The 12078-nt window shown below is 43.0% G+C and carries 10 protein-coding genes; 9 read left to right on the forward strand and 1 reads right to left on the reverse strand.

The window, feature by feature from the left end; translation table 11 throughout:
* Positions 1–58 precede the first annotated feature (58 nt).
* The 8 genes from BMX79_RS00810 to BMX79_RS00845 all read left to right on the forward strand — a co-directional run bounded on the left by BMX79_RS00810 (position 59) and on the right by BMX79_RS00845 (position 10336).
* Entirely contained in the window at positions 59–1675 is a 1617-nt protein-coding gene (locus BMX79_RS00810; protein WP_091478311.1) for a gamma-glutamyltransferase family protein, read from the forward strand.
* 39 nt (positions 1676–1714) lie between these two features.
* The gene (locus BMX79_RS00815) at positions 1715–2590 is read left to right on the forward strand and encodes an ROK family protein (protein WP_091478313.1); all 876 of its coding nucleotides are present in this window, start codon (positions 1715–1717) and stop codon (positions 2588–2590) included.
* 26 nt (positions 2591–2616) lie between these two features.
* Complete coding sequence (locus BMX79_RS00820; RefSeq protein WP_091478315.1) at positions 2617–3252, forward strand: SGNH/GDSL hydrolase family protein; 636 nt, start codon at positions 2617–2619, stop codon at positions 3250–3252.
* Positions 3253–3631: 379 nt separating this feature from the next.
* Positions 3632–5914, forward strand: a complete 2283-nt coding sequence (locus tag BMX79_RS00825) for an endo-1,4-beta-xylanase (protein WP_143059403.1) — start codon at positions 3632–3634, stop codon at positions 5912–5914.
* A 517-nt stretch (positions 5915–6431) separates the two neighbouring features.
* Complete coding sequence (locus tag BMX79_RS00830) at positions 6432–7808, forward strand: ABC transporter substrate-binding protein (RefSeq protein WP_246117606.1); 1377 nt, start codon at positions 6432–6434, stop codon at positions 7806–7808.
* Between the two features lie 93 nt (positions 7809–7901).
* Positions 7902–8864, forward strand: coding sequence for a carbohydrate ABC transporter permease (locus BMX79_RS00835; protein ID WP_091478318.1), 963 nt, complete (start codon positions 7902–7904; stop codon positions 8862–8864).
* Between the two features lie 3 nt (positions 8865–8867).
* Positions 8868–9716: a carbohydrate ABC transporter permease gene (locus tag BMX79_RS00840; RefSeq protein WP_091478320.1), complete on the forward strand. Its 849-nt coding sequence runs from the start codon at positions 8868–8870 to the stop codon at positions 9714–9716.
* Positions 9717–9838: 122 nt separating this feature from the next.
* Positions 9839–10336, forward strand: coding sequence for a YrhK family protein (locus BMX79_RS00845; protein WP_091478321.1), 498 nt, complete (start codon positions 9839–9841; stop codon positions 10334–10336).
* 32 nt (positions 10337–10368) lie between these two features.
* Here BMX79_RS00845 and spx read toward each other — a convergent pair whose 3' ends face one another.
* Positions 10369–10779: a transcriptional regulator Spx gene (gene spx / locus BMX79_RS00850; RefSeq protein ID WP_091478322.1), complete on the reverse strand. Its 411-nt coding sequence runs from the start codon at positions 10777–10779 to the stop codon at positions 10369–10371.
* 291 nt (positions 10780–11070) lie between these two features.
* Here spx and BMX79_RS00855 point away from each other — a divergent pair, with 291 nt between their 5' ends.
* Positions 11071–11982 carry an aldo/keto reductase gene (locus BMX79_RS00855; protein ID WP_091478323.1) on the forward strand — a complete coding sequence of 304 codons (912 nt, stop codon included), beginning with the start codon at positions 11071–11073 and terminating at the stop codon, positions 11980–11982.
* The last annotated feature ends 96 nt before the right edge of the window (positions 11983–12078 follow it).

Here is a 12078-nt window from a genome sequence, read left to right on the forward strand (position 1 = left end):
TTGAAAGGTTTAAGTATCGGATCCACAATCCGATACTACATATGAGGGGAGAAATAGAATGGGGAATGAAAATTACGATGCAGGGGCGTTTCATTATGCATCACGGAGAGAACTAGCTGCAGGTAGGAATGGGATGGTTGCTACATCACATCCGGTAGCGGCTCAAGTCGGGCTTGATATACTGAAAAGAGGGGGAAATGCTATTGATGCGGCTATAGCAACAGCTGCGACGCTTACGGTTGTGGAGCCAGGGTCTAATGGCATCGGTGGAGACAGTTTCAGTATTTTATGGAAAGACGGAAAACTGCATGGGCTGAATTCAAGTGGACCTTCTCCTCAAGGGTTGGATCCGGATCCATATCTGACGAAAGAAAAGGACTTTCCAACGTTTGGCATCAATGCGGTCACTGTTCCTGGGGTTCCTGCCGGATGGGCTGCTTTAAGTAAAAAACACGGGAAACTTCCATTGAAAGAGGTACTGGAGCCAGCTGCGAAAATTGCTGAAGAGGGGTACGTCATTACGAATACTGTTTCACAGGCCTTTCAACGTACTTTCAAACGCTTTTCTAAAGAGAAAGATAATTACCCGGAACTCGAGTCCTGGTTCAAGGTCTTTGCACCAGAAGGTACAGCGAAACAGGCGTTGGATATTATTAAACTTCCCGGCCATGCCAGAGGTCTTCGACTGATCGGTGAGACAGAAGCGGATGCTTTCTATAATGGCAAGATTGCGGAAGCCATTGATGCATTTTCCAGAAGACATGGAGGAAGCTTGAGACTGGATGATCTTAAATCCTTCCAGCCGGAATGGGTCGATCCTGTTTCTGTAGATTATAAAGGCTACCAAGTCTGGGAGATGCCGCCAAATGGACAGGGAATCGTAGCATTAATGGCGCTTAACTCTCTTAAACATCTGGAACTGGCTGGAAAAGATGACGCTGAGACGCTACATAAGCAGATCGAAGCAATCAAACTGGCTTTTGCTGACGGGAATTTGACTATTGCCGATCCTGAGAGGATGACGGTAAGTGCGGAAGAGCTGCTTTCTGAAAGATATGCAAAGGAAAGAGCAGAGCTGATCGGTCATGATGCGATAGATGCTGTACCAGGTATCAGTGATTCATCAGGAACCGTCTACCTTGCGGCAGCTGACGCTGAAGGCAATATGATTTCATACATTCAAAGTAATTACATGGGCTTCGGTTCAGGGGCAGTCATTCCGGAATTTGGCATCAGTCTGAATAACCGGGCCGTTGGGTTCACAAACGAAAAAGGACATGTGAATACCCTTGCGCCGGCTAAGCGGCCTTTCAATACCATCATTCCCGGTTTCCTTACAAAAGAAGGGCAGCCGATGGGGCCTTTTGGCGTTATGGGTGGACATATGCAGCCACAAGGTCATCTTCAAGTGATACAGTCAATGATAGACTTTGGACTGAACCCTCAGGATGCTCTGGACAAACCTAGATGGCAGTGGGTCAAAGGACGGAAAGTTCTCGTTGAACCGGAGTTTCCATTCTCTGTACTGACAGATCTGAAGCACCGGGGTCATGACATAGAGGTGACTTTAGAAAAAGGTCAGTTTGGAAGAGGTCAGATCATTCTTAGAAATGAGAACGGTGTGCTGATCGGAGGGACAGAACCAAGAACAGACGGGACGGTTGCTGTCTGGTAAGAAGATAAAATAGACTATTAGCGAAGGTGGAGAGGTATAATGGCAATACTGGCTTTTGATATTGGAGGAACATCAGTTAAGTATGGAATCTGGTCTGATGAATCTTTGTCAGATAAAGGGAAGTTTAAAACACCGCAGACCTGGGCAGAGATGAAAGCTCAACTTTCTCGTGTGAAAGAAGAGGCTGATTCGACTTACAGTCTTGAAGGAGTCGCATTTTCGGCTCCCGGAGCGGTCAATCAGATCGACAGGCAGATAGAAGGAGTCAGTGCAGTCAGATACCTCCACTTCTTCCCTATATATGATGAACTCGAAGAGATGTTTGGACTGCCTGTGTCATTTGAAAATGATGCAAACAGCGCAGGTCTGGCTGAAGTATGGAAAGGGGCTGCGAAAGATAACGACAATGTTCTTTTCGTGGTGATTGGAACGGGAATCGGTGGGGCAGTTATCGTCAATAAAAAAGTCCATCATGGGCCGCATTTATTCGGTGGAGAGTTCGGCTTCATGCTCCTTAATGAAACTAAGACATTCAGTCAGATTGGTACAGCGGTGGCCATGTCCCGTCGTTATGCAGAGCGGATGGGGATGAGTTACGATGATATAGATGGACAGGCGGTGTTTGAACTTGCCAATCAGGGGGATGTCATAGCTAAAGAAGAAGTAGACACCTTCTTTATGTATCTGACTATGGGACTTTACAACCTTGCTTATGCGTTTGATCCAGAGAAGATAGTAATCGGGGGAGGCGTATCCAGTATGGACGGGATCCTTGAGCGCATCGAAGTTGAGTTTGACTCTCTATTTGCACGTCTGCAGCACACCCCTTTTCGTCCAGTGATTGAAACGTGTGAGTTCAAAAATGATGCTAACCTGATTGGAGCCGTCTATAACTTTATGCAGGAAAATAAATAGACAGGGCACCTTCTAGGAGGAAAATAATGAAAATCAACAAAAATGATACGTTGCTATTCATCGGTGACAGCATAACAGATGTGGGCCGTGACCGTATGGACGGCAAAGATTTAGGTAAGGGATTCCCATTGATGGTCGCTTCGCATCTTCAGTCACGCTATCCGGCGAAGAGGCTGACAGTTTTGAATCGGGGTATTGGCGGAGACAGTCTGAAAGATCTTAAAAGGCGATGGGAAGATGATTGCCTGATTATTAATCCTGACATCGTCACACTTCTTATAGGTGTAAATGACACGTGGCGTAATCAGAATGACGGAGTAGAACTGACAGATGAAGAACTGGATGAGTTTGAATCAGACTACCGCTTTCTTCTGAAATCGCTTCACCAGAGAACGGATGCTCGAGTCATTTTAATGGAGCCTTTTGTCCTGCCTTATCCGAAAGATAGAGTGGGCTGGAGGAATGACCTGGATAAACGAATTCAGATCGTCAGGAAGATGGCCAGAGATTATCAGACTGAACTCATTCCGCTGGATGGACTTTTAAATGCGGCTGGAATAAGGGACGGGTTCAGCTATTACACAGGAGATGACGGTGTCCATCCGACTGTAGCCGGTCACGGACTGATAGCGAGCAGCTGGCTGAAAGCAGTAAATGAATAAAGGCTTGCGTAACATGCCGAAATATGATAAAGTACTTGTTATGCGATGAGTCGAGGACTCCATAGTATATGGAGACTCTGCACGGTACAGATGCTTAGGCATCACAACAGGAAGTTGGTATCGGAGGAAGAATTGATGTGAACTTTTCTTTCTCGCTTATAGTATGAAAATAGTATAAGTTGCGAAAAAAGCACGGGCCTCTGGTCCGTGCTTTTTTGTATACATAAGAATAAAGAATACAGTTAGCCAGGTACTCGTTCAATTGGTAAAGTAAGTTGGTTAGTTTAATAAATAAATTAATGGTTGAATTATTCGCAAACTGTTGTATGATTAAGAAGTGAATATGTAAGCGATAACAATGGAATGAGAGGTTAAGACAGTGAAAAAACTAAAACAAATACTAATAATACTGACTTTGGTCCTTACTATTATCCCGCCTATTCAAGTTAGAGCTGATAATAGTGATGAATGGTCCACCAGTTTCGAAGATGATGGATTAATGTTTGAACCGAGAGGGGACAATGAAGAACTTGAAGTGACAGGTGATGACGCCAGAACGGGTGAATACTCCTTAAGAGTAAGTGAACGAAGTGAGCCTTGGAATGGCCCGTCTCTTAGAATAGAAGAGCAGATCGAGCAGTCAGTCGAGTATACATTCTCTGTATGGGCAAAAATAGACGGGGAAGCAACAGCAGACTTACAGTTATCCACGCAAATAGGTGAGGGAGACAATGCCAGTTATCAGACGATCGATTCCCAGTCTGTATCGCCTAGAGACTGGGTCCAACTGCAGGGGACATACCGATATGATGCAATCGTGGATAATTTTGTCACAGTGTATGTCGAAACCACAAGCAATGCTACAGTGTCGTACCTGATAGACGACTTTAGCATGGAAAGAGCAGATTCTGCCACAGATGTGTCAGTCCAGACAGACCTTACTCCTCTTAAGGACATTTATGAAGATTATTTTCTGATTGGGAATGCAGTATCAATGACTGAAATGGAAGGGCAGCGTCTGGACTTGCTCAGACACCATCATAATCTTGTCACAGCCGAAAATGCCATGAAGCCGGAATATGCCTATGACTCTTCACGATCATTCAATTTCAATGACCAGCAGAGACTGGTGGACCGCATTCAGGAGGAGGGCTTCTATCTGCATGGACATGTGCTGGTATGGCACCAGCAGTCACCTGAATGGCTTCATACTGTCGATGGTCAGCTGCTGTCCAGAGAAGAAGCTTTGGAAAATATGTACACACATATAGAAGAAACGATTATACATTATGGCGATGACGTCATTGCGTGGGAAGTGGTTAATGAGGCAATGAATGACAATCCTAGAGACCCTGAAAACTGGCGTGACATGCTTAGACGATCCGACTGGTATGATGCCATAGGAGATGACTACCTTGAGCTGGCGTACAGGAAAGCTAGAGAAGTTCTGGACGAGAACGGCTGGGAAGAAGTTAAACTGTACTACAATGATTACAATGATGATAACCAGAGCAAGTCCAGAGCCATTTACTATATGGTTCAGGAAATTAATGAAACATATGCAGAAGAGAACCCTGGAGAACTGCTTATCGATGGTGTAGGAATGCAAGGCCATTACAATGCCAGCACGATTGCAGACAATGTAAGACAGTCCATCGAACGTTTCAGAGAACTGGGTGTTGAAATTGGAGTGACTGAACTGGATATCACCTCTCGCTCATCTGGAGAGCTGAGTGAAGAAGAAGAGCTGGCTCAAGCACTTTTGTATGCCGAACTGTTTGCTATTTATAAGGAGCATGCTGATGTCATTTCCCGAGTGACATTTTGGGGACTGAACGATGCAACCAGCTGGAGATCTGAAAACAACCCGCTGCTGTTTGATGAAAATCTGCAGGCGAAGCAAGCTTATTATGCAGTAGCAGATCCGGAAGCCTTCCTGGCTCAGCATCAGGGGAATGGAGAAGCAGCTGAGGTAAGGACAGGTCAGGCGGCGTATGGAACACCTGATTTGTCTGAGAATACTGATGACCTCTGGGAAAATTCTGAAGAACTGAACCTGGACAGATACCAGCTGGCATGGCAGGGAGCAACAGGATCAGGGCGAGTATTATGGGATGAAGATAACCTTTACGTCAGAATTCAGGTGAGTGACTCCTCCCGAAGTGTCACAGGAGAAAATCCATGGGAGCAGGACTCAGTCGAAGTCTTTGTAGAAGAGAGCTTTGATCGATCGACATCATATGAAACAGGTGCAGGGCAATATCGTGTCAACGCCGAAGGAGAAGAGACATTCGGTGAAATGACAGATAATACGTCAATAGAGTCAGTAGTTTTTGAAACAGAAGAGGGCTACGTTGTCCATATGGCTATTCCATGGGTCGAATCCTCACCTGCATCAGGTGACAGTATCGGATTTGATCTGCAGATCAATGATGCCGACTCCGGGAGCAGAGAAAGTGTAGCGGTCTGGAACGATCTGACCGGCCAAGCGTTTCAGAATCCTTCCGTATTTGGAGAACTCGAGCTTGTTCGTGTAGAAGGAGCAGGAGAAACAGCTTCTGAAGAGGATTCAGTCTTGGCTGGTGTACTTGTATACGGAGGAATAGTGGGTGTCATCCTGGTCGGAGTTATATCAGTTATCATTTTAAGAAAAAGAAAATAAAAGCACACAAATGTGAGGAGTTTTGTCATAAAAGATAGGCTTCTCACTTTTTGCATTAAAATATAATTATTAATTGTTTGTAACGAATTACGTAATGTTAAGTCATTAAAGTGTCAAAAAAAAAAAAAAAAAAAAAAACTGTTGCGTTTTACCAGGAAAAAGATTATTATAGGCTTGTAAGGAATATTAGTTTGTAACTTAAACAAACTAATAAATTTTTTTATCCGGTAGTGTAAGCGTTTTATCAGTTGGTCAATCAAACGATATGGAGGTGAATAATGTACTAAATATAAAAGGGGGTCAAGTAGTCAGTCAATTCAAAAACACTTGCGATGATGAAACGATTTGTCCGGCATTTTTATATCATTTCAAATTAAGGACGACAAATTTGTTTATACTCAAATGTAAGCGATTTATTATAATAAAAGCAAATTTTTTTCTAATCAACTGAAAGCCTTTACACTAAATTGTCATTAAAAAGATGAGACTAAAAAAGAAAAAAATGGAGGGTTAACAAATGATCAAAAAGAGACTTCTTCTAGGTTTAACTACATTATCAGCATTGGCACTAGTAGCATGTGGGAACGGAGATACAGGTGCTGGTGGGGACGCAGGGGATACTGGAGATACAGGAGATAATGGTAGCGAGGAGGGCGAAGTTCTTGAAACTGAAGATGGCGAAGAGTTTGAAGCGCCAACTACAGGAGGAGCTGGAGTCCTGGATGTATGGACATTTACTGATGAAGCCCAGACGATGATTAATGATTATTATTTAGAAGAGTTTTCAGATCTTGGTTATGAAATCAACATTTCCATTGTTCCGACTGAAGAATTTGAAACTCAGCTTGACCCGGTATTCAATACAGACAGTGCACCGGATGTCATCTTTGCTGAGCAGGCATTTGTTAAGAAATACGTGGAGTCAGGCATGCTGGTTGACTTGAGTCAGTATGACAGCCTGATGGAAGGTGCTGAAAACACCTACGATTACGTAGTAGATATCGGTACGCAAGAAGATGGAACCTTCGTCATGAACTCATGGCAGACTACACCTGGTGCGTTCTTCTACCGCCAGGATCTGGCTAGTGAGCACTTAGGTATTGAATCAGAAGATGAAATGCAGGAAGCAATTGGTGACTGGGATGGATTCCTTGATACAGCCCGCGAACTGAGAGATGCTACTGACGGATCAGTTTACATGATTTCCGGTCGTGGAGATCTGGCACATCCTTACTATATGTCACGTGAACAGGGATGGGTCGTTGACAATCAGCTCGTTATTGATGAGCAGATTTATGAACTGATGGAAACTGCCAGAACAATGGTTGAAGAAGGCCTGATGATGGATGCTGATCCTCAAGGTGAAGAATACTTCGCAGGTATGAATGGTGATGAAATTTTAGGTTACAGCCTGCCTACATGGGGCATGCACTTCTGGTTAGTACCGAATGGTGATCAGACAGCAGGAAACTGGCGTATGGTTACTGGACCAGAACCATATTTCCGTGGTGGAACATGGATTGGAATTACTCAGACATCAGACATGCAGGATGAAGCTGCGCACTTAATCGAGTACTTGACCACAAGCGAGAACTTCATGAGAGCATGGGCTGAAGACACTGGAGACGTCGTGTCACACCAAGGCGTTGTTGACGAAGTCCGTGGCGACTACGAAATGGAATTCCTGGGTGGTCAGAACCACTATGATGCTTTTGCTGAAGGAATCGAAAGAATTGACGGGTCTATCATTACAGAATACGACCAGTCTATCGGCGGTGCGTTCGATGACTTGGCTCTGACACCTTACTCTAAAGGTGAAATGGAACTCGAAGAAGCACTTGATGCATTCAGAATGGAAGTACAAAGTCTGTACCCTGACATTCAAGTAGATTAATTAAAAGTTTAATGTAGCACAATGAAAGTGCAGTCGATCACTTTATATAAGTGCTCACTGCACTTTCTCCGCTACATGGGAAGGAGACTCTATATGGCAACAACTACAACGACCACAACTGCGACCGGAAAACAGAAGAGACTGGCCAAACGTAAAAATCATGACAAATGGGGTTACGTATTCATGGCACCGTTCTTTCTGTTCTTCCTGGCCTTTAACTTCTATCCTATGTTCTACACCATTTATCTATCTTTCACAGACCTGGCCGGATGGGCAACGGAAGCAAATATTGTTGGATTCCGTAATTTCCAGAATATTTATAACAATATGCTGTTCAGAAGAGCAGTTTCCAATACGTTCATCTTATGGGTAGTCAATTTTATCCCTCAGATCGTTCTGGCCTTCTTACTGGCATACTGGTTTACCAGCAGACGACTGAATCTTAAAGGAATCGGATTCTTCAAGAGTCTGTTTTATCTACCGAACATTATTACTGCTGCATCTGTAGCAGTCATCTTCAGTTCATTATTCAGTTATCCTCGTGGACCGATCAACCAGTTCTTACTGTCCGGCGGCCTGGTAGATAGTCCAGTAGACTTCTTCAGAAGTGTTGTCATGACACGACTGATCGTCTCGTTCATTCAGTTCTGGATGTGGTATGGACAGACTACCATTGTTCTTCAGGCAGGAATTCTAGGAATTGATGAGAATTTATTCGACGCTGCTCGAGTAGATGGGGCCACAGACTGGCAGTCATTTACTAAAATTACAATGCCATTGATGAAGCCGATCACACTATATGTCTTGATCACTTCACTAATTGGTGGTCTGCAGATGTTTGATATTCCTTATCTACTGACTGGAGGAGGACCTCAGCAGTCTGTAGAGACAATGATTACATTTATCTATAAACAGGCATTCCAAGGTGGACGAAACTTGAATGTTGCAGCGACAGCCTCTGTTGTCCTGCTGCTGATGACAACAGCCTTCAGCTTGCTTGTCTTTAACAGTTTCCGTACACGTTCTTCCAAGCAAATTAAAAAAGGGGTGAAATAAGGTATGTATGATACTAGTAATGCTAAAAAATTGAAAGCGCAGCGTACGTTGCTCTATGTATTTTTCGGTTTACTGACGCTCTTGAGCATACTGCCTTTCTGGATCGTTATCGTCAATGCAACGAGAACAGCTCCTCAGATTCAGCAGGGCTTGTCACTGATTCCACGAGGCAATGCGTGGAACAACTGGACTTTCCTAAGAGGCAGAGGATTCAATATCCTTCAAGGGTATGGAAACTCATTCTTCATCGCTGCAAGTGCGACAACGTTGAGTCTCTATTTTTCATCTCTGACTGCTTATGCGCTGATCGTATATGAATTTAAAGGGAAGAAGATCATGTGGGGACTTATCCTAATGCTCATAATGATTCCATCACAGGTCAGCATTATCGGGTTCTATCGTTTCATTGCAAACATTGGTCTCCTGAACAACTACATTCCTCTGATTTTACCTGCGGTTGCAAGTGCACCCACGGTTTTCTTCATGAAACAGTATCTTGAAACGATTTATCATCCAGCATTAGTCGACTCAGCTCGAATCGATGGTGCAAGTGAGCTTAAGATTTTCCATACAATTATTCTACCGTTGATGAGACCAGCCCTGGCTACGATGGCTATCTTCGGATTTATCGGATCATGGAACAACTTCTTGCTTCCGTTGATTTTGATCAATGAACGGTCAATGTATACTCTGCCTATGTTGGTACAGCTACTGACAACAGACGGATACAGAACAGAATTTGGTGCGATGTACATGGGGATTGCCCTTTCAATCATCCCACTTATCCTGCTCTATACATTCCTCTCCCGATATATTATCGGAGGTGTCACAGCAGGTGGCGTCAAGCAGTAGAAAAGGAAAGAGATCGCCTTTTAGAGGGGATCTCTTTTTCTATGCGTATAACTTATAAAAGCTTAAGATATATGCTAGAGTAGGGGTAAGTAAGGGATTATCAGTGTCGGAGGGAAGTATAGATGCCTACAATAGAAACAAAAGAGCACGATGTGAGTCCTGGAAAAGAAGAAGATGTTATAGTCAAAGCTGGAAGGTTCAGAATTTATTTCCAAAACTACTACACAATTATTTCTCTTGGAAATGATTTATTTACAGGTATTCTCTACCTCACAGGTAGTCTCGTCCAGACATTCACAGATCTGGATACAGTGGGAATGTATTTGTATATTTTTGCCAGTTTCTTTCTACTAATGCGTCCGATACTAAAGATAGTCCATAATGTCTTTCTTTACAGTGAGGAAGAATACAGGGAGAAGATTTTAGGGGAAGATACCGAGAAATCACAAGACAGGGCTGAAGGAGATTCTGACAAACCTACTAAGGAAGTAGAAATTAAGAGTGATTCAGACAGTGTTGATGATGAGTATGAAGAAGAGAATAGTGATATAAATGATGAAGAAATCGAACAGGAATATAATGGGGATTATTATGAAGATAACATCGATGAAAAAAAATAGGAGTAGAGATTCGTTAATCCCTACTCCTATTTTTATGCCGTTTCTTCAACAGATAGTTTACGATGTATTTCTGCAAGTTCAAGTTCTCTGACTTTCCGAGGCAGGAAGCATCGGATTTCTTCTTCATTATACCCAATCTGCAGGCGTCGGTCATCCAAAATAATTGGACGTCTGATCAGACTTGGTTCATTTTCGAATAATTCAAGTAATTCATTCAGAGATAAATCGTCAATATCCTCGGACAGTGCCTGATAGGCCTGTGAGCGATATGAAATAAGTTCGCTGGTGCCTTCTTCTGTCAGGCTGAGTATCTGCTTAATTTCTTCTTTCGTCAATGGTTCATGGAAAATGTTCTTTTCATTAAATTCTAAGTTCTGCTCTTCTAACCACGCTTTAGCTTTTCGACAAGACGTACAACTTGGGGATACGTATAATGTAATCATTAGTCATTACTCCTTTATAAAAAGTTTCGCTCGTGCATTTTATGTAGAACATGATGAAAGAATAAAATGTGAACGTTTTGTTACAATTTCAATTCTAAGAGTAAACAGAAAAAAAAGCAACACTATTTGACACTTTTTTGTCACAAGTATCATTTTTTAAAGTTAGACACTTATTTGTCATATATTTGTCACAATGTAATTTTAATTTTAAACACGCTGATCCAAACAATAGTCGCATTATTTATTTTCTCGGAGTAAACTGGTTATAGTACAATTGACAGGAGGAAAAGGATGAATAAAATACAATTAGGCACATCAGATTTATCAGTATCAGAAGTGGCGCTGGGCTGTATGCGAATGGATAAACTGGATGGTAAGGAAGCGGCTGGTGTCATAAATGCTGCTTATGAATCCGGTGTCAATTTCTATGATCATGCGGATATTTACGGCGGAGGAGAGTCTGAGAAGCGATTTGCGCAGGCGCTTAAACAGACATCAATCAAACGTGATGATATTATCTTACAGTCGAAAGCGGGGATTCGATCCGGCTATTATGATTTTTCTAAAGAACATCTAACCAGCTCAGTTGACGGGATCCTTGACAGACTCGATACAGACTATATAGATGTCCTGCTGCTTCACCGACCAGATGCACTTGTCGAACCTGAAGAAGTGGCAGAGGCTTTCGATACTTTACACAGTTCCGGGAAAGTGAGACAGTTCGGTGTAAGCAATCACAGTCCGTATCAGATTGAGCTGCTGAAAAAGTATGTCAAACAGGACCTGATCGCGAATCAGCTACAGCTAAGTGTCATGCATACTGGAATGATCGATGCTGGGGTACAGGTGAACACGAAGCAGAAAGAATCGATTGACCATGATCGTGCCATTCTTGATTACTGCAGGCTGAATGATATTACTGTACAACCCTGGTCACCTGTTCATGGCCCGGACGGTGTGTTCCTGAATCACCCTGACTATAGTGAGGTCAATGAAACCTTGAAATCACTAGCCGATAAGTATGACTCGGATCACGAAGCACTAGCGATTGCCTGGCTGTTAAGACATCCGGCTAAGATGCAAGTGATACTAGGAACGATGAATGAAAAACGGATAAGAAATTATGCGTCTGCATCAGGAATCACATTAAGCCGTGAAGATTGGTATACGGTGTATAAAGCAGCTGGGAATCCTCTGCCTTAGGCGAATTATCAGTGGGAATCATAGGTTTTATCTGACAATTTCTAAGGTGAGTGTTATACTGACAGTGTAAGATCAATTTGGAAGGGGTTCTTTATT

This window comes from Alkalibacterium pelagium, assembly GCF_900109325.1.
GTDB classification, from domain to species: Bacteria; Bacillota; Bacilli; order Lactobacillales; family Carnobacteriaceae_A; genus Alkalibacterium; species Alkalibacterium pelagium.

Excerpts from the sequence above, each read along its gene's own strand:
- BMX79_RS00820 (WP_091478315.1), top strand. The coding sequence starts at position 2,617 with ATGAAAATCAACAAAAATGATACGTTGCTATTCATCGGTGACAGCATA.
- BMX79_RS00830 (WP_246117606.1), top strand. The coding sequence starts at position 6,432 with ATGATCAAAAAGAGACTTCTTCTAGGTTTAACTACATTATCAGCATTG.
- spx (WP_091478322.1), bottom strand. The coding sequence starts at position 10,779 with ATGATTACATTATACGTATCCCCAAGTTGTACGTCTTGTCGAAAAGCT.
- BMX79_RS00810 (WP_091478311.1), top strand. The coding sequence starts at position 59 with ATGGGGAATGAAAATTACGATGCAGGGGCGTTTCATTATGCATCACGG.
- BMX79_RS00855 (WP_091478323.1), top strand. The coding sequence starts at position 11,071 with ATGAATAAAATACAATTAGGCACATCAGATTTATCAGTATCAGAAGTG.
- BMX79_RS00840 (WP_091478320.1), top strand. The coding sequence starts at position 8,868 with ATGTATGATACTAGTAATGCTAAAAAATTGAAAGCGCAGCGTACGTTG.
- BMX79_RS00845 (WP_091478321.1), top strand. The coding sequence starts at position 9,839 with ATGCCTACAATAGAAACAAAAGAGCACGATGTGAGTCCTGGAAAAGAA.
- BMX79_RS00815 (WP_091478313.1), top strand. The coding sequence starts at position 1,715 with ATGGCAATACTGGCTTTTGATATTGGAGGAACATCAGTTAAGTATGGA.
- BMX79_RS00835 (WP_091478318.1), top strand. The coding sequence starts at position 7,902 with ATGGCAACAACTACAACGACCACAACTGCGACCGGAAAACAGAAGAGA.